Here is a 25544-nt window from a genome sequence, read left to right on the forward strand (position 1 = left end):
CATGAGCCGTCAATTGAAGCTCGGCGCCTTTCTCATGGCCACCGGGCACCACGTCGCCGCCTGGCGCCACCCGGACGTGCCGGCCAATGCCGGGCTGGACTTCGCCCAGTACAAACACCTGGCGCGCGTGGCCGAAGCGGCGAAGTTCGATGCGCTGTTCGTGGCCGACAGCATTGCCGCGGCCACGGGTGAGATCGCCAGCCATATGGCGCGTTCGGACCATTTCGAGCCGCTGACCTTGCTGTCGGCGCTCAGTGCGGTGACCGAGCACATCGGCCTGATCGCCACAGCGACCACCACCTACAACGAGCCGTACCATGTGGCGCGCAAATTCGCCTCGCTGGATCACCTGTCGGGAGGCCGTGCAGGCTGGAACCTGGTGACCTCGGACGCCGCCGCCGAAGCGCAGAACTTCGGCCGCGATGAACACCTTGGCCATGCCGAGCGGTACAGCCGCGCCAGGGAGTTTCATCAGGTGGTCACGGGGTTGTGGGACAGCTGGGAGGACGACGCCTTCGTGCGTGACAAGGCCAGCGGCAATTACTACGACCCGGCGAAGCAGCATGTGCTGGATCATGTCGGCGAGCATTTTCGCGTCAAAGGCCCGCTGAACGTGGCGCGCTCGCCCCAGGGCCAGCCGGTGATCGTGCAGGCCGGCTCGTCGGAAACCGGCCGTGAACTGGCGGCGCAAACCGCCGAGGTGGTGTTTACCGCGCAGACGTCGCTGGCGAATGCCCAGGCGTTTTATGCCGACCTCAAGACGCGCCTGGGCCGGTATGGACGTGAGCCGGATTCGCTGAAAATCATGCCGGGGGTGTTTGTGGTGGTGGGCCAGACCGAGGCCGAAGCCCAGGCTAAATTCGAGGCGTTCCAGGACCTGGTCGAGCCCGAAGTGGGCGTGGCCTTGCTGGGGCGCATGCTGGGCAACTTCGACTTGTCCGGCTACCCGCTGGACGGCCCCCTGCCGGAACTGCCATTGACCGACAGCGGACAACGCAGCCGCCAGCAATTGCTCAGTGACCTGGCCCACCGTGAACAACTGACGCTCGCCCAGTTGGGCCGTCGGATTGCCGGTGGACGCGGGCACTACAGCCTGATCGGCACGCCCGCGCAGATTGCCGACGAGCTGCAGCGCTGGTTCGACAATGGCGCCGCCGATGGCTTCAACATCCTGGTGCCGCACCTGCCGGGCGGGCTGGAGGATTTTGCCCAATGGGTGGTGCCCGAGCTGCAACGGCGCGGCCTGTTCCGGAGCGAATACACCGGCTCGACCTTGCGTGAAAACCTCGGTTTGGCACGCCCCGATAATCGCTTTAAAAAGGTTGATGCATGAAGATTCCGGCGCTGTTACTGGCCCTGCTGGCCGTCACCCAACCCGCACTGGCGGCCGACCCCGCTACCCTGCGCATCGGCTACCAGAAAGGCTCCATCGCCCTGGTGCTCGCCAAGGAGCATGGCCTGCTGGAACAGCGCTTCGCGCAGACCGCCGTGAAATGGATTGAATTCCCCGCCGGCCCGCAGATGCTTGAAGCGTTGAACGTGGGCGCACTGGATGTCGGTTCCACCGGCGACATCCCGCCCCTGTTCGCCCAGGCGGCCGGGGCCGACCTGGTCTACATCGGCGCCGAGCCTCCCAAGCCCAGCGCGGAAACCATCCTGGTGCGCAACGACAGCCTGCTGCATTCGGTGGCGGATCTGAAGGGCAAGAAAGTTGCGTTCCAGAAGGGCTCCAGCGCCCATAACCTGATCCTGCGCGCTCTGAACAAGGCCGGGCTGAGCTACAAGGATATCCAGCCGGTGTACCTGCCACCTGCGGACGCGCGTGCAGCGTTCGAGCAAGGCAGCGTGGATGCCTGGGCGATCTGGGAACCCTATTCGTCGCTGGCCCTGATCCAGAGCCCCAGCCATGTGTTGGCCAATGGCGAAGGACTGGGACTGTCAGGGCCGGTGTACACCGCCCGACGCGACTATGCCCAGGCCAACGCTGCGTTTATCCATGACCTGCTCGGTGAGCTCAGCGCCGCCGAAGCCCTCACTCGCAGCCAGCGTGAAGACAGCCTCAAGGTGCTCACCCGCTTCATGGGCCTGCCCGCCGAGGTGATCGCGCGCTACATGGACAACCGCCCGCCTTCGCCGATCCTGCCGATTGACGACAAGATCATCCAGGCACAGCAGGCGACGGCGGATCTGTTCTACCAGAACCGGTTGCTGCCCAAGGCCATCGACGTGAAGCAAGCCGCCCCTCTGTAGAGGCCGGCTTGCCGGCGATGGCGGTGGGTCAGTTACCTGAAGTCCCCACAGTTGAATCGGCGCACACCTCTTAGAAGTCGACAGTGGCCGAGAGCAGATAGGTACGCGGTGTCGACAAGGTCAACCCCGGCTCGCTGTCATCCGACGCACCGGCCGAACTCCAGTAGCGTTTGTCGGCGACGTTTTCCACATTCGCCCGCAGGGTGATGTGCTTGTCATCCACCTTGAACGCATAGCGCGCGCCGACGTCGAGACGGTTCCAGGCGTCGATTTCCTTGACGTTGGACTGGTCCAGGTACTGCGAGCTGGAATAGATGCCACGGCTGGTCAGCGTCAAGCCTTCAAGGCCCGGCACGTCCCATTCGGCGCCGAGGTTGACGTTGTACTTGGGCGTCGCCGGGGCGCGGTTGCCGTCGAAGGTGCCGTTGGTGGTGCTGGTCAACTCACTGTCGATGTACATCACCCCACCCAGCAGGCGGAACCCCTTGAGCGGCTCACCCAATACACTCAACTCCACCCCCGAGTTCTGACGCTTGCCGTTGGGGCCGAACACCAATGAGGTGGCATTGGTTTCGTAAGCCGGCTGCTTGATGCGAAACACGGCAGCCGTCACGGCGAAGGCTCCGGCGTCGTATTTGGCGCCTACTTCAACCTGACGGCTGATAAACGGCGGGAAGATTTCGTCATCGTTGACCGAGGTGGAAGGCGCGATCTTGCCCTGGCTCAGGCCTTCCATGTAGTTGGCGTACAGCGACAGCTTGTCGGTGGCCTTGAACAGGATGCCGCCCGACGGCGAAACCTTTTCCTCGTCGTAGGCGGTGTCGCCTTTGACACCGTCGCTCCAGTCATCGACCTTCACGCGCTGCCAGCGGGCGCCGAGGGTGAGCAGCAGGCGGTCGTCGAAGAAGCCCAGGGTATCGGACAAGGCCACGCCGCTGAATTTGTTTTCGGTGTAGACCTTGGGATCAAACCGCGTCGGCCGCAAAGGCGTCGGCGTTTGCACCGGGTTGTAGAGATTGCTCGACGGCGACGTATAACGCGCACCGCCGTTGGTGAAGTCCATATAGAAGTAGCTGGCGGCCAGGTTGACCTCATGGCTCACCGGCCCGGTATGGAACCAGTTACGCACGCCGGCCGTGTAGGTGCGCACGTTTTCATCACGGGTAAAATCCCGCGGCTGCACGCTGAAATCACCGGCTGCGTTGCTCACTGACACCGCATGGCGCAGGAAGTCGTGGTTGCTTTTACGCGCGCCCACGCCGCCATAGAGCATCACGTTGTCGCTGAGGTCGTACTCACCGTTGACTGTACCGAACGTGTCGTTAGTGCTGGCCTTGCTCCAGGACTGCGCATAGTTGCGGCGCACGTCGTTGGCGCTCGGCACCGGGGCGGCCGCCGCCACCTGCACGCGCTCCTGCGGTGCATCGGTGTCGCGTTCGGTGCGGCCGAGATCGGTGGAAAGGCGCAGGCGCTCGCCGCGAAAATCCAGGCCCAGCACGGCCATTTCACGATCGACACGCTGGTGGTCCCATTCGGTATCGCCGGACTGCTTCACGCCGTTGAAACGGATGCCGAACTTGTTGTCTTCACCAAAGCGTCGGCCAATGTCGACCGCGCCACCCGCCTGGCTGTCGGAAGCCCAGTTGCCGGTAAACGAGTTGATGTCCTTGTCGGTGGCGCGCTTGGGCACCACGTTGATCCCACCGCCGACGCTGCCACGCGGGGAGATGCCGTTGATCAACTGGCTCGGGCCTTTGAGGATGTCGACGCGGTCGGCCATTTCCATGTCGATGGTGTACGTCGGCAACACGCCGTACAGGCCGTTGTAGGCCACGTCACTGTTGAACAGGCTGAAGCCGCGAATGGTGAACTGTTCGTAACGCCCGCCAGCCGGGTTGGTGGCGCGTACCGAAGGGTCGCTGGCGATCAGGTCGCCGAGGGTACGCGCCTGCTGGTTCTTCACCGCATCGGCGGTGTAGGTGGTGATGCTGAACGGGGTCTCCATGAAGTCCCGCGTGCCCAGCATGCCCTGTGCCGTGCGGCGGGCCACCTGGCCACCGGCGTAGGTGTCGCCGTCATACAGGCCGGTGGTGCCGAGGATCGACGTGGGTGCCAATTCCAGGCTGCTGCCGTCCGGCGCGGGGATCAGCCTGTAGGCCTGCTCACCCATCGGTTGCAGTTGCAGGCCGGAGCCTTGCAGCAAGCGGGCAAAGCCCTCTTCCACGCCATACTCGCCAGACAACCCGGCGCTGCTGCGACCGTTGACCAGCGCCGGGTCCACCGACAGGTTGACCCCCGACAGCCCGGCAAAACGCGTCAGCGCCGCACTCAGGCTGCCGGCTGGCACCTGGTAGCTGCGGCGGGTGGCGGTGTCTTCGGCGTAGCTGACAGCGGCGAATAACGGGCTGGCGCTGAGGCTCAGCATCAGGCTCAGTTTCAGCAACGGGCGCAAGCGCAAGGGTCGGACTGCGGGCATTGGAGGAAGCTCTCGATGATGTTCACTTACCTGGAATGACAGGCGAAGTGAAAAAAGGGGACAGCTGCCGCCCACAACTTTTAAAAAAGTTTCAACGGATGGGGACTTCCAGGCCCACCTTGACTCGATCCAGCGCCACCAGCGTCTTGAACCACTTCACGTTGGGATTCTCGGCGAACAGTTGCGCGGCAAGTGCCTGGTACTCCTGCATGCTGGCCACATTGAGCACCAGCACGAAATCCACCTCGCCCGTGACGTAGTAGCACTGCTGCACCTGGGGCACGGAGAAACTCGCCTTGGTCGCGGTCAGCGCGTCGATGCTGGTGCGCTCCACGGAGACCTCGGCCAGGATGGTGATCGGCTTGCCGGCCTTGACCGGGTCGACCACCGCCACGTTCGCGGTGATCACCCCACCCTCTTCCATGCGCTTGATACGGCGTTGCACGGCGGCGGTGGAGAGGTTGACCTTCTCGGCCAGGGCACGCAGGGGCAAGCCATTGTCGCGTTGCACCAGGGCCAGGATCGACCAGTCGAAGCCGTCCAGGTCCAGCATGGAAGAAGCAGGTTTGGCCATCGGGGGCGCTCTCGACAGGGTGAGAAATTTTATCGAAAACAGTCTCGAATCAGAGACCAATGACGACCGGGACCTCAATACTATCCCAACTCCTCTGGCATGCAGAAATGGAGTGTCTCATGGCGTTTTTGATCCACTTGTCACCGGTGTTGCTGGTGATGTCGATGCTGATGGTGCTGCGCCGCCCGCCGGTGCAGGCCGCCATTGCCGGCGCCGCGCTGGTGGCGGTGTTGTGGCTGTTCGAGGGGTTGCTGCCGAACGCCGCGCTGGCGGCCTTCCAGGACACGGCGGTGTTGTTCGCCAGCACTGCGTTTGTGATTGTGCCGGGCCTGGCATTCGTGATTCTGATCGAACGCATGGGAGTCAACCAGGCCCTCAGTGAATGGGTACAGGCGCTGGGCTTGAAGCGCGCCGAGTTGGTGTTGTTCATCGTGCTGGGGCTGGCGCCGTTACTGGAGGCCATGACCGGCTTCGGTGTTTCGCTGATCGCCACGGTGCCGTTGCTGCTGAGCCTGTTCGAACGCCGCATCGCGCTGCGTGTGGCATTGACCGGCATGACGATCATGCCGTGGGGCACCCTGGGCCTGGCGACCGTGATTGGCGCATCACTGGCGCATCACTGGCGCATGTGGACGCGACGGCGCTGGCGTCGACTTCGGCGCTGACCAGTGCGCCGGTCTTTATCGTGCTGGCCGCCCTGGCCTCGTACTACTGCGGGGTGGGCATCAGCCGCGCCTTTGTGGGGTTGGGGCTGCTGTTCCTGGGCGTACTCTACGGGGCGAGCCGTTGGCTGGGACCGGAAGTGGCCGGTGTGAGCGCGGGGTTGAGCGTGGCCGCCGCGACGTTGCTGCTGGCGCTGCATCGACGCCAGGGCACAACGGCACTGGCCTGGCCGCGCAAAGCCTGGCCCTACCTGGCGCTGATCATTTGCATCGTGCTGCTCAAGGGCCTCAATGCCTTCACCCACCTGGAAGATGCCTGGGTGGTGCGCGGCATGCATGTCGCCTGGAAACCGCTGGCCTCCCCCGGCATTGCCTTGCTGCTGGTGCTGTTATGGGTGCACCGCCGTGGCGGCGATGCCTTGCTCGGCGTGCTCGGTGCACGGGCACGGCGGCCGTTGCTGACGATTTTCTTCTTCCTGGCCATGTCGCAGATGATGGTCAAGGCAGGCTTCCTCGACGGCCTGGTGCAGGTGCTGAACGGGTTGCCGGGTATCGCCGCAGCGCCGTTGGTGGCGTTGCTCGGTGGGCTGTCGGGCTACATGACCGGCTCCAATGTCGGCGGCAACGCGATCTTCATGCCGGCCGTGGCGCTGTTGCCCGAGTCGTCACGCGGGTTGTTGGCGGCCGTGCAAAACAGCGCGGCCGGGCATGCCGCGCTGGGTTCGCTGTCGATCGTGATGCTGGTGCTCGGGTTGGCCAAGACCAGCGCCGAGGAGGAAGGCCAGTTGGTGCGCTTCGGCTTTGCCCTGGCCTGCCTGAACACCGGGCTGGTCGCGTTGGCGGGATGGGTGTTGCTTGGCGCGCAATAATCCATAGCGCCGGGCGGGCATAACCTTAGCTGTCGATGTTCTTATTCTTCGCGCCCGGCCATGGGTAGATTGACAGTCACGTAGCTCACTGGAGGATGTGACGGATGGCTGAGTCAGTGGTGTGGATTGCCGGGGTCGGCGCGGTCGCGGGGCTGGGCGCGGCCCTGGCGCGACGGTTTGCCCGTGAGGGTTATCGCGTGGCGGTCAGCGGCAGGAGCCTGGACAAGTTGCAGGCGGTGGTCGCGGATATCGAAGCAAGCGGCGGCAAGGCGAATGCGGTGGTGGCCGACTCGGGTATCGAGGCCGAGGTGCTAGAGGCGATCACGCAGGTGAATCAGCTCGGCACACTCAAGGCGGCCATCTTCAACGTGGGCAATTCGGTCTCGGCACCGTCGCTGGAATTGAGCGCAGAGCTGTTCGAACAGACGTGGCGCGCCTCTACACTGGGTGGTTTTCTGTTCGCCCGCGAGGCCACCCGCGCACTGCTTGCCAATGGCGGCGGCAGCCTGTTGTTTACCGGGGCCACGGCCTCGTTGCGCGGCAAGCCGCCGTATACCGCATTCGCAGCGGGCAAGGCCGGGTTGCGCTCGGTGGCGCAGTCCTTCGCCCGGGAATTCGGCCCGAAGCATGTGCATGTCGCCCATGTGGTCATCGACGGTTCCATCGACGGCGAACGCATCAAGCGCCGCGCGCCGGAGTACCTGGCCAAGCTGGGTGAAGACGGCTCATTGAAACTCGACGATATCGCCGACGCCTATTGGTACCTGCACACCCAACCGCGCAGCGCCTGGACCCAGGAGCTGGACCTGCGGCCGTTCAAGGAACCGTTCTGACCTGGAGGTGTTTTATGGGAACCCATCAGACTCAACTCGCCCCGGCCTCCGTGCTCGGCGTGCTCAACTACCTGCAGGACACCGGCGAACGCCCGGTGAACTACACCTACCCGCCGCCCGACGGCACGGTTCAACGCAGTGGCGTACTGGACCCGACCCAGGTCACCATCCATAACGCACGGCTGCTGGATGAGCCCGCTAGCATCAATCGCCAGGGTTTCGAAAAGGTCGATCACACCAGTGCCGTGGAAAACCTGGAAGATGACGAGCAAGTGCGCCTGCACTACTACCCGGAAACCGAAGCCCTGCTCAAGCAGCAGACCGGTGCGGTCAAGGTGGTGATCTTCGATCATACGGTCCGCGTCGACGACCCTGGCCGCGAGGCGCGTGGCTTGCGCGAACCGGTGCGCTACGTACACAACGACCAGACCGAGCGCTCGGCCATTCGCCGCGTGCGCGACCACCTCCCGGCCGACGAAGCCGAACAACGCCTGCTCAAGCGCTTTGCGATCATCAACGTATGGCGGCCCATCGGCTCGCCAGTGCTGAGCACGCCGCTGGCCTTGTGCGATGCACGCAGCATGGCCGACACCGACCTGCTGCCCAGCGACCTGGTCTACCGCGACAAGGTAGGCGAGACGTTTTCGGTCAAGGCCAACCCGGCGCACCGCTGGTATTACTACCCTCGGTTGCGCCCGGATGAAGCCCTGCTGCTGAAGATCCACGATTCGCGGCAAGACGTGGCCAGGCTGAGTGCGCATACCGCGTTCGATGACCCGACTACGCCCGAGGGAGCGCCGCCACGGCGGAGTATCGAGTTGCGGGCGCTGGTGTTCTTTGATGCGTGAGTGTCGGGAGGGTCATGCGGGGATGACGCTCACCGGCAATCCATCAGCAACGATGGTGAGTCGTCAGCCCCCAATCAAACACAATGAACGGCTCATCGATGCGGCGGTCCAGCAGCGCACGGTAAACCCGCTGCGGATCGTCAGGCGCTTGCCTGCACACCATGCCTTCCACGGGAATCCGATCCTGCGCAAGCCAGCTCATGGCTTTGCGGAACCCCGTCATGATGCTTTGAGCGCTGTTGTTGTAACCCTCCAGCAGTTCCTCCCATTTGAATGACCGGGACACTAATGGGAAGGCCCATTCCCAACCACTGCGCAACTCGACGAAACCATTGAATACGGCGTTGAGCAGTTCGTGCGCCGACAGTTCCGATTGGCGCCGCCACGGTACGCCGACAAGGACCACCTCACCGTTCTGGCGCACGATGCGACAACCCTCCAGCACCGCTTGTTCGTTCCCTGAACAGTCAACGACCAAGGCAATGTGTCCCACCAGTGCAGGCTGATCAAACGGAAACGCGGCAAACACCGCGCTGAGCCCGGACGCCTGTGCCTGAGCGCGTCGCTTGGCGTCAGGTTCGACCACCACGACCTCGTATCCCGACAACTGGAAGATGTGCGCTGCCAGGTAGCCGACCGGGCCAGCGCCGCAAATGACCACGCGGTCGCCAGGGCGCGCTTTGGTTGTCATCAATGTCGTCATCGATACACCGATAAGGCGGGCCAACAGGGCAATTTCAGACTTCATGTCGGCGGGAATGGAGACCGTATGGGCAACGTCAACCTGCTGGAAGCTGCGATGGCTGCCCATGCAGAACAAACGGTCGCCGATGGCAACCTCTGTCACCTCAGCACCCCATTCTTCAACCTCAAACACTGCCGAGTATCCCGGTTTGATCGGAAACTCATCCCCGGCTGCCCAGGCCAGCTCGGTGCCTGGGCTTATCAGTGTCGCGATAGTGCGACCACGGACCTCACTCGGGTTCAGCGGCGACGGTTCGCAGTACTGGAGAATGAATTGTCCCTTGGCTGGAAAACAGATTTCCTGTTGTTGCATATGATGTCTCTCCGAAGGTGCCAGCAAACTCTGCCTGCAGGGCTTGCGGTCCATTCATGGCGCGCTGCACGGAGCGCTCATGTCTCAGAATCGATGGGTATTTCAGGCCGAAAGCGGAACCCAAAGGAGGGGACCGTCATCCTGCTCATAGCCCAGTGGGCCGCTTCGGCTGACCAGTTCCAAAAACTGCCCCCAAGGCGTGCGCAGATAGACCCAAGTGAGGCCCTGCATCGGTCCGGCGTCGATGAACGTAGGTCCCTCCAACACGTCCACCCCTTTCTCCCGCAAACGATCCGCGGCGGCGACCGCGTCATCGACCTGGAAGCCCAAGTGAAAACCACCCACTTCGCTATTGCGCTTGAGAGGACCACCCTGCACCTCGCCTGAGTATTCAAACAACTCCAGGTTGGCGCCGTTGCCACAGCGCAGCACCTTGATGTTTTCAATGCGGCACTGCTCAGGCACACCCAGGCGCCGGGCCATGAACGCGTTATCGACGACCACGGGCCCGGTTTCCATCGCAGTGACGGCGCCCAATACGTCTTCAAAGAAATGCACAGCCTGGTCAAGGTCAGGCACCGTGAAGCCAACGTGCTCCATACCGTAGAGTTTCATGATCTGTTTCCGTTTCGGGTTGGTTTAATTGTTTTATACCCATCTATGTAACCAAACGGTTGGTTATATAAAGCAACCTTATGTGGAGAGTCGGCATGAGTCAAGGTAGGACTGACTCACTTCTCCTGGCATTCTCCAGACGCATTGAAATATGGATTTTTCGTCAGCCGCTAGGTACGCGGAGCCCATCCGAGCGTATTGACGATGAGCTTTTGGTAGTCGTGGATGACTCGATGCAACGGGGTAGCGGGATCGGCGTCATTGAGGTCTATGACGCCGTCCAACAGGACCAGGATGCAGCGCTCCAGAAAGTCGTCGGCACAGGTGAATACTGAAGATCCTTTCTTGCCCCCCAGCATCTCGCGCAAGCGTTCGCAGTGCTCACTGCGCAAGGCGTTGATGATGTCACGCTGAGCGGAGTCGAGAGACCGCAGTTCCAGACGGGAAAGCAGGGCGGCATAGCGGTAGCGCAATTTGAAGCGAATGACGGTTTCCACATAACCGAGCAACGCGTCGCCGACTTCGTCCGCGGTTTTGGTCAACCTGCGCACTTCATCAAGCAACTGGCGCTCATGACGCTCAATGACGTCGAATAGCAGCGTTTGCTTGCTCTCCATGTGGTTGTACAAGGACCCGGGCTGGATGCCCAGCACAGCTGCGAGCCGGCGCACGCTGACCCGGTGGAATCCCTCGTCGACGAACAATTTGCAGGCAATGCGACGTACGTGCTCCTCGGTCGTTACGATTCTCTGATCAAGCATGGAGGTCTTTTTCCAGAACGCTGAGCCACGGCCGTCAGGCACGCGGCTCGGCCAAGTGTTCGTCAGCTTGCCAATGCCTGGCGCCCAAAACGACGTTCTCGCCTGGCCAGCCAGGCCAAAGGCACTTGCGCCAAGGCCACCGCCGCGACACCGGCCCACGGTGTCAGCGCCAACTGTCCGTGAGCGACCAGTGCACTTCCGGTCGTTTCGCCCAGCGATATCCCAAGATTGAAACCCGAAATATTCAATGCCGATGCAAAGTCCACGGCTTTCGGGGTATATCGCTGGGCGGTGGCCAGCATCCCGCCCTGTACGGCAGGCGAAATACCAAAGGCCAGGCCGCCCCAGAAGAACAGCATGACCCCCATCGCCCCCTGGTACGGCAACACCCAGGCGATGACAATCAACACGATGGCCAGGGCCAGCAACAGCCAGCGCAACGTCGCCTGCCAACCGATGACGGCAGCGAGCCGTCCCCCGAGCAGGTTCCCCACCAGCGTCGCAGCCCCAAACACTACCAGCAACAGGCTCGCGGTAGCCGCCGAAAAGCCGGTGATGTCCGTCAGGATGGGCGTAATGAAAGTAAACGCCGCAAACGACGCCCCAAATCCCAGCACAGTGATCAGCATCATGGTGAGAATCGCCGGGTTGACCGCCGCCGCCAGTTGCTCACGAGGCTTGGCCACTGGCGGTGCTTCGATCGCGGGCAGCCAACGCCACGATGCGGCAAAGCCCAATGCTGCCAGGCCAACCACGGCGTAGAACGGCAATCGCCAGCCCATTCCATTGCCCAGGAAGCTGCCCAGCGGCACCCCGATCACCATCGCCAGTGTCAGCCCTGCAAACATCACCGCAATGGCATTGCTCTCCTGCCCCTTGGGCGCCAGGCGTGCCGCGACTGTAGCGCCAATGGCGAAAAAGCCACCGTGGGCCACGGCAGTGACGATGCGCCCCGCCAACAACGTGTAATAGTCAACGGACAGTGCCGAGACCAGGTTGCCGGCCAGGAACACCGCAATCAGCCACAGCAGCACCGGTTTGCGCGGAAAGCGGGCCAAGGCAAGCACCAGCAACGGCGTGCCCGCGGCCAGCGCAAGCGCATACAGCCCCACCAGACTTCCCGCACGCGCCAATGGCACGCCCAACTCGCTGGAAATGGCCGGCAGCACACCGACCACGATGAACTCCGCCACACCAATGGCAAACGCTGTCACCGCCAACGCCCAGACGCCGGGGTGCAGACGTTGCTTGGCCACACTCATGGACGAGCAGCCCCTACCGCGATGATTTGATCGGCCTCGACAGTGGCGCCGGAGATACCTAGCGCGCCGACAACCTTACCTTGGGTGTCATGCAGGACCACCCCGCCACCGAAACTGATCATGCCGCCATTGGTGAACTCCAGCGAGTAGATCGGGCCACCCGGTTGAGCGGCGGCACCGATTTCAATGCTGTCGGTACGAAACAATGCCGCCGTGCGTGCTTTCTTGATCGCAATCTCAATGGCGCCGGGCAGCGCATCATCCATCCGCAGGAACCCGGCCTGCAGCCCGGAAGCATCGACAACGCTGATGCACACCGAAAACCCTTGTTCCCTGGCCAGGACTTTGGCGCGGGCGATAACGTCTTGAACCATCATTTCAAACATGCAAGCGCTCCGTGGTACCGATTGGTTGGGCCCTTATGATCACGGCTTGATCCTTTGCAGAACAGATGCCCTGCCCGCTCGGGCATCAAAGTTTGATCATGTCGTACATGTCGCGCATGACTTTGCCGGCGATAGCCACCAGCGTCGCTTGAGGCAGGCGCGACACCGGACCGGCAACCGATAATGACGCCACCAGGCGCCCCTGTTTTCTCAGGGGCAGTGCCATGCAGTTGAGCCCCGGCTCAGCCTGCTCCAGATCAAGTGCGTAACCCTGCTCTACGATCAGGTTCAGATCATGCTCGAGGTCAGGCGTGAGCAAACCGGCCTTGCGCAGACTGCGTGACAGATCCTTGTCCAGCGCCAGGAAAACCTTGCCGATGGCCGAGGTGGTCAAGCCTTCCCGCTTGCCACGCGACGTGTTGGCAAGCGCCCCTTCACCGCGCTCCAGTACATCGATGTACACGTATTTTCGGGTTCCGCAGGGCACGGCCAGGTAGCAGGTTTCACCGGTCAGTTGTACGAGGGCCGACAATGCCGGCGCGAACGCCTCCTTGAGCAGCGCATCGGCATCATTGAGCGGCTGCGCGATCTCGCGCAGGCGCAGGCCCAGCGCATAACCCGTCCCCTGACGTGATACATACCCAAGCGCCGCCAGGGTATTGAGCAGCCCATGCATGGTGCTCTTGTGCAGGCCCATGGTTTCGGCCAGGTCCACCAGCCGTGCCTCTCCACCGGCGGCAGCAATGGTCTCCAGAATCGCCATCGCCCGCTCCACCGACTGAATCCGTTTGTTCTCATTGACCATGCAGATTAGGCTCTCGGATACCGTTACAGGGCAGCCTGCAACAGTGGTACGGCTTCGAACAAGTCCGCCACCAGGCCGTAATCAGCCACCTGGAAGATCGGGGCTTCTTCGTCCTTGTTGATCGCAACGATCACTTTGGAGTCTTTCATACCGGCCAAGTGCTGGATCGCGCCGGAGATACCGACGGCGATGTACAGCTGTGGCGCAACGATCTTGCCGGTCTGGCCGACCTGCATGTCGTTGGGTACGAAACCTGCGTCAACGGCCGCGCGGGAGGCGCCGACCGCAGCGCCCAGCTTGTCGGCCAGGGCGTACAGGTGCTTGAAGTTGTCACCGTTCTGCATGCCACGCCCGCCGGAAACGACGATCTTGGCAGCGGTCAGCTCAGGACGATCCGACTTGGCCAGCTCTTCGCCAACAAAGCTGGAAGTACCCGCGTCGTGGGCAGCCGCAACGGCTTCAACGGCAGCCGAACCACCTTCGGCGGCAACCGGGTCGAAACCGGTAGCACGCACGGTGATGACTTTGACCGAAGCGTTGGACTGTACGGTCGCGATGGCGTTACCGGCGTAGATCGGGCGCTTGAAGGTGTCGGCGCTTTCCACCGAGATGATCTCGGAGATCTGGTCAACGTCCAGCTGCGCGGCAACGCGTGGCAGGATGTTTTTGCCGTTGGAGGTGGCGGCAGCCAGGATGTGGCTGTAGCCAGCGCCCAGCTCTGCGACCAGCGGGGCAACGTTTTCTGGCAACTGGTGAGCGTAAGCGGCGTTGTCAGCCAGCAGTACTTTGCTCACGCCCGCGATTTTCGCAGCGGCTTCAGCCACGGCGCCAGCGCCTTGGCCTGCAACCAATACGTGGATATCACCACCGATTTTCGCAGCGGCAGCCACAGTGTTCAGGGTGGCCGGGGCCAGCACCTTGTTATCGTGTTCGGCGATTACGAGGATAGTCATGATCAGATCACCTTCGCTTCGTTTTTCAGTTTCTCGACCAGTTCAGCCACCGACTTGACCTTGATGCCCGCGCTGCGTGCAGCCGGTGCTTCAACCTTGACGGTCTTGTTGGTGGAGGCGGTGGAAACGCCCAAAGCTTCAGGAGTGACCGACTCAAGCGGCTTCTTCTTGGCTTTCATGATGTTTGGCAGGGACGCGTAGCGCGGCTCGTTCAAACGCAGGTCGGTGGTGACGATGGCCGGCAGTTTCAGGGAAACGGTCTGCGCGCCGCCGTCGATTTCACGAGTCACAGCTACGCTGTCGCCGCTCACTTCGACTTTGGAAGCGAAGGTGCCCTGGCCGTAACCGGTCAGCGCAGCCAGCATCTGGCCAGTCTGGTTGTTGTCGCTGTCGATCGCCTGTTTGCCGAGGATCACCAGCTGAGGCTGTTCCTTGTCGACAACGGCTTTGAGCAGCTTGGCAACGGCCAGGGAGGTCAGCTCTTCAGCGGACTCGACCAGGATAGCGCGGTCGGCGCCCAGTGCCAGGGCAGTACGCAGCTGCTCTTGAGCAGTGGCAGGGCCGATGGAAACCACGACGATTTCAGTCGCCACGCCTTTCTCTTTCAGGCGTACGGCTTCTTCCACGGCGATTTCGCAGAAAGGGTTCATCGACATCTTGACGTTAGCGAGGTCGACGCCGGAATTGTCCGCCTTGACGCGAACCTTGACGTTGTAATCGACCACCCGTTTCACCGCTACAAGCACTTTCATATGGAATGCATACCCTCTTTTTTATTTGACGACAGGCAGTTTCGACCGATCAATGGTGAACGCCACCGCGATGATCAGGATCACGCCAAAGACAATCTGCTGCGCGAATACACTGACCCCCACAAACGTCATGCCGATGCGTACGACAGAAACCAGCAACGCCCCGATCAGCGTGCGCCATATACCGCCGACACCACCGGTCAGCGCAGTCCCCCCCACCAAAACCGCAGCGATGGCCGGCAGCAGGAATTCATTGGCCAGCGTTGGCGAACCACTCGACAAACGACCGGCCATCATCACCCCGGAAAGTGCCGCCAAGCCGCCGGACAACGCAAAGCTGATGATTTTCACCCGCAGCACATTGATCCCGGAGGCCCATGCGGCTGGCTCACCGCTACCGATTGCGTTGGTGAAGCGGCCGAAGGCGGTTTTACGATGGATCACCACACACACAATCATCACCGCTATGGCGACCCAGACCTCATTGGGAATGCCCGCACTCTGCCCAATCACCCAGCCGAAGGAAGACGCGCGATCAGCCCCTTCAATATTGAGCGTACGGTTGCCCGACCACAGCATGTTCAAGCTTGCAACCACACCACCCACCGCCAGGGTGACGATGAACGAGGGCAGTCGCAGACGCGTATGCAGCACGCCGCTGATTGCACCGGCCGCCGCCCCGGCGGCAATGGCGACAGGCACCGACCAGGTGCCGAAATCAGGCAGCAGCAACGCCACGATGACACTGGCCATCGAGGCCACCGCCTGGGACGACAGGTCGATACCCCCAATAAGCACCACAAACGTAATGCCCGTGGCCATGATGAACAGGGCCGCGGTATCGGCCGCCAGCCCCAGCACTGCGTTGGGCTGAATGAAGCCAGGGTCGTAGCCGGTAATCAGCGCCATCAGTAACAGCAGTGCCAGCAATGGCGCCTGGCTGCGAAAATCAATCAGGGAAATAGGCATTGGAAACCTCAAACCATGTGTTTGATGAGGTCCACCTGTTGCGGTTTGCAACCTGGTGGGCAATCGAAGGACTGGGCAAACTCGCCATCGCGCATCACCAGAATCCTGTGGCTGAGCCCGATCATTTCCTCAAGCGTATCGGCGGTGAGGATCACCGATACGCCCTGGGCTGTAATCTCTCTGACGAGTTCATAGACATCCTCCTTGGCCCCCACATCCAGGCCACGGGTGGGATGGTCGAGAATCAGGATCGATGACTGCGCGTTGCGCCACTTGGCCAATACCACCTTCTGCTGGTTACCCCCACTCAGGTTCAGCAACAATGCGTCAGGCCCGGGTGTCTTGATGTGAAGGCGGGATATCCAGTCTTCAGCGATTGCCCGCTCTTTGCCCGTTTCCAGCAGTCCGAAGGATGTCACCTGGCCGATGCGTGCCAAGGTCATGTTCTGGGCCACGCTGAGCATGGAAACGATGCCCTCGACCTTACGCTCGCGCGGGACATAGCCGATGCCGGCCCTGATCGAGGCCGCAGCGCCGTGATCGCGAAGCACTTTGCCGTGTACCGTTATCGCGCCACTGCTTTTACTCATCAATCCTGCCAGCACCCGGCAGAGTTCCTCACGCCCGGAGCCGATCACACCGGCAATGCCCAGCACTTCACCGCGCCGCAACTCGAAATCGAGCGCATCGAAAACACCTTTGAGTGTCAGGCCCTCGACCTTTAACACCACATCGTCTTCGTTGCAGGCTTGCTGCAGGGTTTCGCGGTAGTACTCGGTGTGCAGCGAGCGACCGACCATCAGGGTGTGCAGGTGGTCTTTGGTGGCGTCGGCAGCCGGCATCTGCGACACCACTTCGCCGTCCTTCAGCACATACACCCGGTCACTGAGTTCAAGCAGCTCGTCGAGCCGGTGCGAGACGAAAATGAACGACGCGCGGCTTTTGAGCTGACGCACCAGGCGGAACAGCGTGTCGATTTCTTTCTGCTCGAGCGCAGAGGTCGGCTCGTCCAGCAGAATCACCAACTGCCCATCGGTCATTTCTTCCAGCGCCAGAGACTTGGCCAGTTCCACCATCTGCCGCTGGCCGAAACTCAGTTCGCTGCACAAGGTGCCGGGGTCGATATCCAGGTTGACCTTGGCCAGCTGGAACCGCGCCGCCGCATAAAGCTTTTTCCAGTTGATGAAACCCAGACGGGTGAACTCGGCTTCGCGGCCCAGGAACAGGTTCTCCGCGACCGACAGGTTGGTGAGGATCGACTGTTCCTGATAGACCATGGCAATGCCCTTGGCGGTGGCGCCGCGCGGTCCGTCGAGGGTCACCGGCTGGCCATCGAGCTCAAGATGGCCCTCATCGGGCTGATAGACCCCCGTGAGAATCTTCATCAGGGTGGATTTTCCGGCACCGTTCTCACCGATCAAACCGACCACTTCGTTTTCCATGACCTCGATGGAAATGTTCTTCAGTACCGTGATGCCGTTGAAGCGTTTACTGACATTCTTGAGTGCGAGCATGATGCGTCCTCACTTCACGACACGTGCTTTCGCACGGTCCAGCGCCATGGCCACGGCCACAATAATCAACACGCCCTGTACGCCCTGCTGGACATAGGGAGGGATCCCCATCAACACCATGCCATTGCTCAGTACCACCACAATCAGCACCCCCAGCAACGTACCGAAGGGGCTGCCGTTGCCGCCGGCCAACGAGCAACCGCCGACGACAATCGCAGTGATCGCGGTGAACAATTGCCCTTGAGCAATCAGCGCATGGCCCTGTCCGAACTGAGCCACCGCCAGGATCGCTGCCAGACCATAAAAACCACCGGCCAATGCGAATACGGCCACTCGAATACGCCCCACCTGCACGCCGTTGAGGCGCGCCAGATCTTCGGCACCGCCTATGGCCAGGGCATGGCGCCCCAACACGGTATGACGCGACACCACATGGGCAATGATCAGCGCGATGCCGACGATCCAGACCGACAGGGGCAGCCCCAACAGGCGATGCAACGCCACGGCGCGCACATCCATGTCGACCACGCGCACGGTATTGCCCTGCAACAGCGCAGTGGCCAGGCCGATACCGACAAAGCCCAGGCCCAGCGTGCCGATGAATGACGGAATGCGCAGCCTGACCTGGAGCAGCCCGTTGAGCAGCCCCATCAGCGAACCGACCACGACAGCCACCGGTAACGCCCAGAGCCCGATGGCGTGATCGTTCAGGGTGTTGGAGATCAGCAGCGAAAAGCACACAGCGGCAATGGCCACCACGCCCTCGACCGACAGGTCGATACTGCCCATCTGAATCACAAACATGCCGCCCAGTGCCATGAGCAAGGGAATCGTCGACGCCGTGGCGATGCGCGTCAGGTTCATGGGATCAAAGAAGTGGTGGTTGATCGACCCCACCAGCAAGCCGATGAGCAGCAATACAATCAGCGAGGAAAACCGTCTCAGACGGGCCATGACGAAAACTCCAGAAGACAGGAAATGACAGGACCGGCGCGCCATTGCGCCAGTAAACCGGCAACGGCGAGCGGCTACGAGTCGTAGCGGATAGGCCCGGCCACGCGAGACCAGTAGTCCGTGACATCAAGGCTTGGCGGTGTCTTGAAGTTCGCGCTGAAGAACGCCTCGACGTTGTCCCGGTTAACCAATTGCGGCCGGATGTAGAACTCGCGATGTTCGCGAGGCTCCTTGGCCGGGTCCAGTTTGCCCGTCTTGGCCGCATAGCCCAACGCCAGCCCCATGCTGCCAACCCAGTAGGGATCAATGGTGCTGGTGGCGATGTACTCGCCCGAGCGGATCGCCTGCACCGCTTGCTCGGTACCGTCCATGCCGACAATCGGGATACTGCCGGCCAGGCCTTCACCGCGCAGCGCTTCCAGGGCGCCCATGCCCATGTCGTCGTTGCACGACCAGATACCCTTCAGGTCGCTGCCGAATCGTGTCAGCCACGACTGAACGATGGCGAAGGCCTTGTTGGCACTCCAGTCGGCTGGCTGGAAGTCCAGCAGCTTGATGTCGGGGTATTTTTTCAGCGCCGCGTCCAGCCCTTTGCGACGGTTGATCGCTGGCACGTTGCTGAGGATTCCCCCCAAGGCAACGACGCCGCCCTTGCCGCCCATGGCCTCGAACAGTTGCGTGGCGATCTGCTCGCCCACAGCCTCGCCATCCTCGGACAGGTGCGACACCCAATAGGGATTGAAGTCCCAGGGGTGCATGTCGTCAGGCTTGTTCCAGATGGTGGTCACGTAGACGCCGGCCTTCACGCATTCTTCAATGATCGCGCGGGTGTCTGCCGAGTCATTGGGGTCGACGGTCAGCACCAGGTTGCCGTCAGTCTTGGAGATCAGCGCGCGGATATCGGCGATGCCTTTTTGTGAATTGCCTTCGCTGACCAGCGGCGAGTAGGCAACCTGCTGACTCTTTGCAAAGGCTTCGCCACCTCGGTTGAACAGGGCGTGATAAGGGTTGGTCATGGAACGGAAGGAGTTGGAAAACGTCACCTGCCCCTGGGCCCAGAGCACCCGCGGGAACAGGCTGGCAACAGCGCCCGCACCTGCCAGGCTGGCTGCGCCGATCAGCAGTTTGCGGCGGCTGAATTCAAATTCATTGGTCGGGTCTTTGTCATTCTTGTTCATGTTCCCTCCAGGTGCCGGGCACCGGACAATCAGTATTTTTATAGTTTTATGTAACCAACCGGTTATTTATAAATCCATACCAGCCAAGATGCAATCACTCGCGTTGATGTTTAGCTTGGAAGGGATTGATAAAGCGCCGTCTCGATGGCGCTGCGCGCACACGAGACGGTCGGCAAGGCTTCAGTGGGCGCGATCCCGTACGCCTTGATCGACGGCCGAGCGCACCTCGGAAGGCGGCAACTGACGCCCCAGCAGCAGATCAGCGCCCTTCTCGGCGATCATGATTGAAGGCGCATTGGTGTTGGCACTGTTGAGTCGAGGCATCACCGAGGAATCGATGACGCGTAGCCCCTGGATGCCATAGACCCGCAGTTGTGGATCGACCACCGATTGCTCGTCGATGCCCATCTTGCAGGTCCCCACCGGGTGGTAGCCGGTGCGGCCGCTTTCCCGGGCGTAGTCTTCATAGTCCGCCTGGGTCTTGATGCGGCTGCCGGGAAAATGCTCGGCCTTGATATACCGCGCCAGGGAGGGTTGGGAAAGGATTTCCCGGCTGAGTTTGATGCCTTCGACCGACACGTGAAGGTCATACGGGTCGCTGATGTAGGCGGGGTCGATCGACGGCGCCTGCAACGGGTCGGCACTGTTGAGCCTGACCTGGCCACGGCTGCGTGGGCGCAGGAAATAAGAGTTCAACGTGCACCCCGACCCCGAAGGCACCGGGGGGATCCCCGCCTCGACCCCGGCGCCCGGCAGGAAATGGAACTGCAAGTCCGGGATCTGGGAGCGGGAATCGCCGTACCAGAACGCGCCGGCCTCGGCGATGTTGGAGGTGACCGGGCCCTTGTTGAACAACAGGTACTCGAGGCCTGCCCATACGGTCATGTGGGGTTTCGCGTACTTGTCCAGGCTCTTGGGTTCCTTCAGTTCGCAGACGATATCGATATCGAAATGGTCCTGCAGATTCTGCCCCACGCCCGGGAGGTCCTTGTGCACGGTAATGCCGTGCCGCGACAGCTCCTGCGCCGGGCCAACGCCGGACAACATCAGAATCTTCGGCGAACCGATGGCACCCGCCGCGACGACCACTTCGCGAGACGCCTGGGCAAAGCGAACCTCCCGTGAATCACGGCCCTGAACGTACTCCACGCCCGTGGCGCGGCCATTTTCGATACGCACCCGAGTGACCAGGCATTCGGTCTGTATCGTCAGGTTCGGCCGCTTGCGCACTGCTTTGTTCAGGTAACCTTGAGCCGTACTGCAACGTCGGCCATTGCGCAGGGTCGTTTGATAGGCACCACAGCCTTCCTGTTTTGCCCCGTTGAAGTCCGGGTTATGGGGGATTCCGGCTTCCTGCGCCGAACGAATGAACGCCTTGCTCACTTCGTTGAGGCTGATGGGATCGGACACGCCCAGCGGTCCCTGGGTACCGTGGTACTCGTTGGAAAAGCGCTCGTTGTCCTCGGCACGCCGGAAGTACGGCAGCACGTCCCGATAAGACCAGCCCTGGCAGCCTTCCTCGCGCTCCCAATCGTCGTAGTCGCGCGCATTGCCGCGGGTATAGACCATGGCGTTGATCGACCCACTGCCCCCCAGGACGCGTCCTTGCGGATACACAATGGAGCGGTTTTTCATCGTGGCCTGGTCAACGGTGTTGAAGCCCCAGGTCAGGGGCCCTCCGGTCATTTTGAAGAAACCCACCGGCATGTGAATGTACGGGTTGGTGTCCGCCGGCCCCGCTTCGAGCAGCAGCACCTTGACGTTGTCCGCCTCGCTCAGGCGCGCCGCCAGTACACAACCGGCAGAACCGCCGCCAATGATGACGAAATCATACATAGTGATACCTCATTTTTATTGTTGTCCTCGGGTCGATGCGGCCCGGTCCGGCTCAGCCCTGCACCCAGCGGGCACGCTCTCCCAGTTGCACATGCACGGACTTGACCTCGGTGTACTCCTCGACGCCGTAGCGCCCGGTCTCGCGGCCGATGCCCGATTGTTTGAAGCCGCCGGAAGGCAGTTCCGGGCCACCTGCGATGGTGGTATTGACCCATACCCTTCCCGCCTTTATCTGGCGCATGGCTTTCAATGAAGTGTTCAGGTCACGACTCCAGACACTGGCCGCCAGGCCGAAGGGTGTGTCGTTGGCGATCTGCATCGCCTGGTCAAAGTCGTCGAAGGCGGTAATGGTCAGTACAGGGCCAAAGATCTCTTCGCGCGCCAACGTCATCTGCGGCGTTACCTGGGAAAAAACCGCCGGTTGCAGGTACATGCCCTGGGGCGATTCGATTCGATACCCGCCAGTCAGCAACTGTGCACCTTCGCGGCGGCCCTGACTGACATAGCCGAGAATTCGCTCCAACTGGCGCTGTTCAGTGATCGACCCGACCTGGGTCGCCTCATCCAGCGGATCACCGATGCGAACCTTGCCCAGCAGATCGAGAATCTTCGCCGTGAGGCTCTGCTCCACAGAGCGGTGCACCAGTAGACGGCTGCCACTGACACAGCATTGGCCGGCGTTGAAGCAGATGCCGAAGACGATGGCGTCCGCAGCCACATCCAGATCCGCATCGGCGAACACCACCTGCGGATTCTTGCCGCCCAGCTCCAGGCCGGTTTTCTTCATGTTGCCGGCAGCGGCAGCCAGCGTCAGCCTGCCGACCTCGGTCGAGCCGGTGAACGACACCATGTCGATGTCGGCGTGTTCGGAAATGGCCTGGCCAACCACCGAGCCCGGCCCGGTCAGCACGTTCACCACGCCATCGGGCAGCCCCGCCTGTTGCAACAGGCCCGCCAGGATCAGTGTAGTGCCGGAAGTGAGCTCGCTTGGCTTGATGACCACGGTGCATCCCGACGCCAGGATAAATGGCAGGCGTTCGGCAAGAATGAAGAACGGGAAATTCCACGGTGTGATCAACCCCACGACGCCTACCGGCTCACGCGTCACCAGGCCCAGCATGTCGTCGCCCAGGTTATTGAACGCGTCGCCGTGCAGCGCGCGCGCCTGTCCGGCGGCATATTCCCAGATGCCCGCGGCCGCCAGTACTTCACCACGGGACTGGGCGATGGGCTTGCCCGTTTCCAGGGTTTCGCACAGGGCCAGTTCTTCGCAGTGCTGGCGGATCAGTTGCGCGGTCTTGAGCAGCACGGTACTACGTGCCTCACCACTGCCGTGAGCCCAGGTGCCCTGCTCGAAGGCCCGGCGCGCGGCGATCACGGCCTGGTCTACATCAATGGCGCTGCCTGAAGGGTAAACGCTGACCGGCACATCGTGGGCGGGGCTGCGGCGGGTCACCGAACGTGTGGCCGAGCCTTGTGTCCATTGCCCGTCGATGAACATATCGAAGTGGCGAGGCTGAGCAGGCAGTGAATGAATCAAGGCATTATTGTTCATGATAGTGTCCTTTTCCGAACGGGAATCCAATCGACTCCTGGCCTGGCTTACCGGCCAAAAGTCTAATGTATATAACCAACTGGTTGCTTACTTTTTCAGTGACCTTTAAGCTCTTTTCGCTATGAATTTCCAGAAGCAGGTCAGGCGCAGATCGCCGTGCATCGCCGCCGAAAAACCCGCCTCGTTGATACAAGACTGTTACCGGAGCCACCTGAATGACGAATGAACCCATGGAAGAAAGTGCGCCGCGCGCCACCCGCGACTCGGAGGCAACCAAGCTTCGTATCCTCAAGGCCGCCACGGTCGAATTCGCCAAACTGGGGTTTGGCGGTGCACGCATCAACAGCATTGCCGAACGGGCCAAATCCAATAAACGCATGATCTACGAATATTTCGGCAGCAAGGAAGAGTTGTTCCAGGCCGTGCTGGAGACCGCCTACAACGACATCCGCATGGCCGAGCGCAAACTGAAACTCGAAGAGCTCGACCCGCAAACGGCGATCACTCAACTGGTGACGTTCACCTGGAAGTACTACCTGAAAAACCCGCATTTCCTGACCCTGGTCAACAGCGAAAACCTGCACAAGGCCGCGCACTTGAAGCACTCCCGGGAGAAGATGCACGACATGCACGGTTCCATGGTGCAGATGGTCGCGAGCATTCTTGACCGTGGCGTCGCCGACGGTGTGTTCCGCCCCGGCGTGGATCCGGTGCAGTTGATCATTTCCATCGCCGCCATCAACTACTACTACCTCAACAACCGCTTTACCGGACAAATCATCTACGGCTTCGACCTCATGTCGCCCGAAGCCCTCCAGGCGCGAATCGACTTCAACGTCGAGACCGTTCTGGGAATGCTCAGGCCTCGATGACGCCATGCACCTCCCTTTCATGCCGGTAACGCCATGCAAGGGAGTGTTCATTTCAGCGCAGCGAGCATCGGCTCGCCTACCAACGGCATGAATGCCATGCGGTCCAGCACATCGCGCTGAACATCCACACCCTGGGCCACTTCGATCAATTCCACGCCACCCTCCACCAGACGGAACACCGCCCGTTCGGTGACGTACAGCACCTCCTTTCCGGACAACAGGGCCTGGGGCCCACTGAACGTAATGTGACTGACCTGCGCCACCAGTTTCGGCACCTCGCCGACCTGGGCGATTTCCAGCTCCGTGCCATGGCGGGCCACCTGCAAACCCTTGGCTTCAAAGGCACCACAGAACACCACCTTGCGTGCGCCCTGGGTGATATCGACGAAACCGCCGGGGCCGACCAGGCGACCGCCCAGGCTGGACACATTGACGTTGCCGAACTGATCCATTTCGCCCATCCCGAGAAACGCGAGGTCAACCCCGCCGCCACTGTAGAAGTCGAACTGATCCAGAGACGTGACGATCGCCTGGGGATAACGCGCCGCGCCGAACATGGCTCCGTCCATCATTCGACCATTGTGGATGCCCTGCTCGATGGTGCCCCAGTACTGGTCCTGCAACCCCCGCTCGGCAAGCAATGAGGGAATACCCGCGGGGATCCCGAAACCGAAATTGAGCGACATGCCGGGTTTGAATTCATCCGCGGCCCGTTGCGCGATGATGCGGCGGATGTCCTCTGCCAGAGGCGCTTCAACAGCTTGCGAATCGGGCAGGCATTCGCCGCTGATCTGCGGGTCGTAATCGGCCACCAGGCACTGGCGCTGATCCGGCACACGTACCACGGCGTCCACCAGCACACCCGGAATGCGCACCATGCGGGCAGGCACGAACGGGGTTTCGCTCACCCCACGAACTTGCACGTAAACCTTGCCACCACTGTTGTGCGCCGCCAGGGCCAGGGCATAGGCGTCCAGGTCAGCCGCTTCATGGGCCAGGGTGATATTACCGCTGGGGTCGGCCAGGCTGCCCCGCACCAGTGCCACGTCAACCTTGAACGGTTTGTAGCGCAGGTACGGCCGGCCATCGATCTCGATTCGTTCGACAATGGTCTCGACTGCAGACTCGTTGCAGCGACCGCCATTGACTACCGGGTCGGCAAAGGTGCCCAGGCCGATGTGGGTGATCAGGCCCGGCCGACCGGCACCGATTTCGCGCATCAGGGTCATGATCACCCCCGCCGGCAGGGTGTAGGCCGCAATTTCGTTGTCCCTGGCCAGGCGCTGCATTTTCGCCGACCAACTCCAGTGCCCACCTATCACCTTGCGCACCAGTCCTTTGTGGGCCAGACGCTCAAGACCGCTGCCCTGCCCGTCTCCAATGCCCAACGCATGGACGATGGTCAGGTCTCGCGGGTGGCCGGTGGTCAGGAAGGAATGCTCGATTGCACTGAGCAGGGCATCAGGTTCCAGCAACGTCCCGGACCCGCAAATCGCCACGGTGGCGCCATCGGCAATGGCTGCAGCGACATCTGCGGTCGAACAACAGCGTCTTCTCATTTTT

The 25544-nt window shown here is 61.6% G+C and carries 22 protein-coding genes and 1 pseudogene; 6 read left to right on the plus strand and 17 right to left on the minus strand.

From position 1 onward, the window contains the following. The first annotated feature begins 1 nt into the window (after nucleotide 1). Nucleotides 2-1333 (plus strand): LLM class flavin-dependent oxidoreductase, encoded by a 1332-nt coding sequence (locus BM70_RS0120875; protein ID WP_025857797.1) that lies wholly within the window; start codon nucleotides 2-4, stop codon nucleotides 1331-1333. Continuing rightward, nucleotides 1330-2250 carry a sulfonate ABC transporter substrate-binding protein gene (locus BM70_RS0120880; protein ID WP_025857798.1) on the plus strand — a complete coding sequence of 307 codons (921 nt, stop codon included), beginning with the start codon at nucleotides 1330-1332 and terminating at the stop codon, nucleotides 2248-2250. The genes BM70_RS0120875 and BM70_RS0120880 overlap by 4 nt, the downstream gene beginning before the upstream one ends. Nucleotides 2251-2320: 70 nt before the next feature. Here BM70_RS0120880 and BM70_RS0120885 read toward each other — a convergent pair whose 3' ends face one another. Both BM70_RS0120885 and BM70_RS0120890 read right to left on the minus strand, forming a co-directional pair. After that, on the minus strand, nucleotides 2321-4726 hold the full coding sequence (locus BM70_RS0120885) for a TonB-dependent receptor (RefSeq protein WP_025857799.1): 2406 nt from the start codon (nucleotides 4724-4726) through the stop codon (nucleotides 2321-2323). Between the two features lie 91 nt (nucleotides 4727-4817). Next, a complete protein-coding gene (locus BM70_RS0120890; RefSeq protein WP_025857800.1) occupies nucleotides 4818-5300 on the minus strand; it encodes an Lrp/AsnC family transcriptional regulator in 483 nt (160 codons plus the stop codon). A 119-nt stretch (nucleotides 5301-5419) separates the two neighbouring features. Between BM70_RS0120890 and BM70_RS31450 the strand changes: the two are divergent. From BM70_RS31450 to BM70_RS0120905, 3 genes and pseudogenes are all read left to right on the plus strand, one after another. Next, nucleotides 5420-6831, plus strand: a pseudogene (locus tag BM70_RS31450) (transporter). Nucleotides 6832-6935: 104 nt separating this feature from the next. Beyond that, complete coding sequence (locus BM70_RS0120900) at nucleotides 6936-7664, plus strand: SDR family NAD(P)-dependent oxidoreductase (RefSeq protein WP_025857801.1); 729 nt, start codon at nucleotides 6936-6938, stop codon at nucleotides 7662-7664. Nucleotides 7665-7678: 14 nt separating this feature from the next. Further along, on the plus strand, nucleotides 7679-8512 hold the full coding sequence (locus BM70_RS0120905; protein ID WP_025857802.1) for a CmcJ/NvfI family oxidoreductase: 834 nt from the start codon (nucleotides 7679-7681) through the stop codon (nucleotides 8510-8512). A gap of 43 nt (nucleotides 8513-8555) precedes the next feature. Here the strand turns inward: BM70_RS0120905 and BM70_RS0120910 are convergent, their stop codons facing one another. The 14 genes from BM70_RS0120910 to BM70_RS0120975 form a co-directional block, all read right to left on the minus strand. Further along, nucleotides 8556-9569, minus strand: a complete 1014-nt coding sequence (locus BM70_RS0120910; RefSeq protein WP_025857803.1) for a zinc-binding dehydrogenase — start codon at nucleotides 9567-9569, stop codon at nucleotides 8556-8558. A gap of 102 nt (nucleotides 9570-9671) precedes the next feature. Further along, on the minus strand, nucleotides 9672-10184 hold the full coding sequence (locus tag BM70_RS0120915; RefSeq protein WP_025857804.1) for a VOC family protein: 513 nt from the start codon (nucleotides 10182-10184) through the stop codon (nucleotides 9672-9674). A gap of 170 nt (nucleotides 10185-10354) precedes the next feature. Beyond that, nucleotides 10355-10945 (minus strand): TetR/AcrR family transcriptional regulator, encoded by a 591-nt coding sequence (locus BM70_RS0120920; RefSeq protein ID WP_025857805.1) that lies wholly within the window; start codon nucleotides 10943-10945, stop codon nucleotides 10355-10357. 62 nt (nucleotides 10946-11007) lie between these two features. Continuing rightward, entirely contained in the window at nucleotides 11008-12207 is a 1200-nt protein-coding gene (locus BM70_RS0120925; RefSeq protein ID WP_025857806.1) for an MFS transporter, read from the minus strand. Then, nucleotides 12204-12593 (minus strand): heme-binding protein, encoded by a 390-nt coding sequence (locus BM70_RS0120930; protein ID WP_025857807.1) that lies wholly within the window; start codon nucleotides 12591-12593, stop codon nucleotides 12204-12206. The genes BM70_RS0120925 and BM70_RS0120930 overlap by 4 nt, the downstream gene beginning before the upstream one ends. Before the next feature lie 85 nt (nucleotides 12594-12678). Next, nucleotides 12679-13398 (minus strand): IclR family transcriptional regulator, encoded by a 720-nt coding sequence (locus tag BM70_RS0120935; protein ID WP_025857808.1) that lies wholly within the window; start codon nucleotides 13396-13398, stop codon nucleotides 12679-12681. Between the two features lie 23 nt (nucleotides 13399-13421). Further along, the gene (locus BM70_RS0120940; protein WP_025857809.1) at nucleotides 13422-14351 is read right to left on the minus strand and encodes an electron transfer flavoprotein subunit alpha/FixB family protein; all 930 of its coding nucleotides are present in this window, start codon (nucleotides 14349-14351) and stop codon (nucleotides 13422-13424) included. A 2-nt stretch (nucleotides 14352-14353) separates the two neighbouring features. After that, a complete protein-coding gene (locus BM70_RS0120945; protein WP_025857810.1) occupies nucleotides 14354-15103 on the minus strand; it encodes an electron transfer flavoprotein subunit beta/FixA family protein in 750 nt (249 codons plus the stop codon). A 21-nt stretch (nucleotides 15104-15124) separates the two neighbouring features. Then, nucleotides 15125-16072 carry an ABC transporter permease gene (locus tag BM70_RS0120950; RefSeq protein WP_025857811.1) on the minus strand — a complete coding sequence of 316 codons (948 nt, stop codon included), beginning with the start codon at nucleotides 16070-16072 and terminating at the stop codon, nucleotides 15125-15127. Between the two features lie 8 nt (nucleotides 16073-16080). Further along, the gene (locus BM70_RS0120955; RefSeq protein ID WP_025857812.1) at nucleotides 16081-17586 is read right to left on the minus strand and encodes a sugar ABC transporter ATP-binding protein; all 1506 of its coding nucleotides are present in this window, start codon (nucleotides 17584-17586) and stop codon (nucleotides 16081-16083) included. A 9-nt stretch (nucleotides 17587-17595) separates the two neighbouring features. After that, complete coding sequence (locus BM70_RS0120960) at nucleotides 17596-18540, minus strand: ABC transporter permease (protein WP_025857814.1); 945 nt, start codon at nucleotides 18538-18540, stop codon at nucleotides 17596-17598. Between the two features lie 74 nt (nucleotides 18541-18614). Then, complete coding sequence (locus tag BM70_RS0120965; RefSeq protein ID WP_025857815.1) at nucleotides 18615-19718, minus strand: sugar ABC transporter substrate-binding protein; 1104 nt, start codon at nucleotides 19716-19718, stop codon at nucleotides 18615-18617. Between the two features lie 180 nt (nucleotides 19719-19898). Next, on the minus strand, nucleotides 19899-21554 hold the full coding sequence (locus tag BM70_RS0120970) for a GMC family oxidoreductase (RefSeq protein WP_025857816.1): 1656 nt from the start codon (nucleotides 21552-21554) through the stop codon (nucleotides 19899-19901). A 52-nt stretch (nucleotides 21555-21606) separates the two neighbouring features. Next, nucleotides 21607-23109 (minus strand): aldehyde dehydrogenase family protein, encoded by a 1503-nt coding sequence (locus tag BM70_RS0120975; protein ID WP_025857817.1) that lies wholly within the window; start codon nucleotides 23107-23109, stop codon nucleotides 21607-21609. Nucleotides 23110-23324: 215 nt separating this feature from the next. On the opposite strand from BM70_RS0120975, the gene BM70_RS0120980 reads away from it, so the two are divergent. Then, nucleotides 23325-23981 carry a TetR/AcrR family transcriptional regulator gene (locus BM70_RS0120980; RefSeq protein WP_025857818.1) on the plus strand — a complete coding sequence of 219 codons (657 nt, stop codon included), beginning with the start codon at nucleotides 23325-23327 and terminating at the stop codon, nucleotides 23979-23981. A 47-nt stretch (nucleotides 23982-24028) separates the two neighbouring features. Here BM70_RS0120980 and BM70_RS0120985 read toward each other — a convergent pair whose 3' ends face one another. Continuing rightward, nucleotides 24029-25540, minus strand: coding sequence for an acyl CoA:acetate/3-ketoacid CoA transferase (locus tag BM70_RS0120985; RefSeq protein ID WP_025857819.1), 1512 nt, complete (start codon nucleotides 25538-25540; stop codon nucleotides 24029-24031). Between the last annotated feature and the right edge of the window lie 4 nt (nucleotides 25541-25544).

This window comes from Pseudomonas sp. CHM02, from assembly GCF_000612585.1.
In the GTDB taxonomy this organism is placed as follows: Bacteria; Pseudomonadota; Gammaproteobacteria; order Pseudomonadales; family Pseudomonadaceae; genus Aquipseudomonas.

What these genes read in the sequence shown, in the direction of transcription:
- BM70_RS0120875 (WP_025857797.1), top strand. Translation starts at nt 2, where the DNA reads ATGAGCCGTCAATTGAAGCTCGGCGCCTTTCTCATGGCCACCGGGCAC.
- BM70_RS0120880 (WP_025857798.1), top strand. Translation starts at nt 1,330, where the DNA reads ATGAAGATTCCGGCGCTGTTACTGGCCCTGCTGGCCGTCACCCAACCC.
- BM70_RS0120885 (WP_025857799.1), bottom strand. Translation starts at nt 4,726, where the DNA reads ATGCCCGCAGTCCGACCCTTGCGCTTGCGCCCGTTGCTGAAACTGAGC.
- BM70_RS0120890 (WP_025857800.1), bottom strand. Translation starts at nt 5,300, where the DNA reads ATGGCCAAACCTGCTTCTTCCATGCTGGACCTGGACGGCTTCGACTGG.
- BM70_RS0120900 (WP_025857801.1), top strand. Translation starts at nt 6,936, where the DNA reads ATGGCTGAGTCAGTGGTGTGGATTGCCGGGGTCGGCGCGGTCGCGGGG.
- BM70_RS0120905 (WP_025857802.1), top strand. Translation starts at nt 7,679, where the DNA reads ATGGGAACCCATCAGACTCAACTCGCCCCGGCCTCCGTGCTCGGCGTG.
- BM70_RS0120910 (WP_025857803.1), bottom strand. Translation starts at nt 9,569, where the DNA reads ATGCAACAACAGGAAATCTGTTTTCCAGCCAAGGGACAATTCATTCTC.
- BM70_RS0120915 (WP_025857804.1), bottom strand. Translation starts at nt 10,184, where the DNA reads ATGAAACTCTACGGTATGGAGCACGTTGGCTTCACGGTGCCTGACCTT.
- BM70_RS0120920 (WP_025857805.1), bottom strand. Translation starts at nt 10,945, where the DNA reads ATGCTTGATCAGAGAATCGTAACGACCGAGGAGCACGTACGTCGCATT.
- BM70_RS0120925 (WP_025857806.1), bottom strand. Translation starts at nt 12,207, where the DNA reads ATGAGTGTGGCCAAGCAACGTCTGCACCCCGGCGTCTGGGCGTTGGCG.
- BM70_RS0120930 (WP_025857807.1), bottom strand. Translation starts at nt 12,593, where the DNA reads ATGTTTGAAATGATGGTTCAAGACGTTATCGCCCGCGCCAAAGTCCTG.
- BM70_RS0120935 (WP_025857808.1), bottom strand. Translation starts at nt 13,398, where the DNA reads ATGGTCAATGAGAACAAACGGATTCAGTCGGTGGAGCGGGCGATGGCG.
- BM70_RS0120940 (WP_025857809.1), bottom strand. Translation starts at nt 14,351, where the DNA reads ATGACTATCCTCGTAATCGCCGAACACGATAACAAGGTGCTGGCCCCG.
- BM70_RS0120945 (WP_025857810.1), bottom strand. Translation starts at nt 15,103, where the DNA reads ATGAAAGTGCTTGTAGCGGTGAAACGGGTGGTCGATTACAACGTCAAG.
- BM70_RS0120950 (WP_025857811.1), bottom strand. Translation starts at nt 16,072, where the DNA reads ATGCCTATTTCCCTGATTGATTTTCGCAGCCAGGCGCCATTGCTGGCA.
- BM70_RS0120955 (WP_025857812.1), bottom strand. Translation starts at nt 17,586, where the DNA reads ATGCTCGCACTCAAGAATGTCAGTAAACGCTTCAACGGCATCACGGTA.
- BM70_RS0120960 (WP_025857814.1), bottom strand. Translation starts at nt 18,540, where the DNA reads ATGGCCCGTCTGAGACGGTTTTCCTCGCTGATTGTATTGCTGCTCATC.
- BM70_RS0120965 (WP_025857815.1), bottom strand. Translation starts at nt 19,718, where the DNA reads ATGAACAAGAATGACAAAGACCCGACCAATGAATTTGAATTCAGCCGC.
- BM70_RS0120970 (WP_025857816.1), bottom strand. Translation starts at nt 21,554, where the DNA reads ATGTATGATTTCGTCATCATTGGCGGCGGTTCTGCCGGTTGTGTACTG.
- BM70_RS0120975 (WP_025857817.1), bottom strand. Translation starts at nt 23,109, where the DNA reads ATGAACAATAATGCCTTGATTCATTCACTGCCTGCTCAGCCTCGCCAC.
- BM70_RS0120980 (WP_025857818.1), top strand. Translation starts at nt 23,325, where the DNA reads ATGACGAATGAACCCATGGAAGAAAGTGCGCCGCGCGCCACCCGCGAC.
- BM70_RS0120985 (WP_025857819.1), bottom strand. Translation starts at nt 25,540, where the DNA reads ATGAGAAGACGCTGTTGTTCGACCGCAGATGTCGCTGCAGCCATTGCC.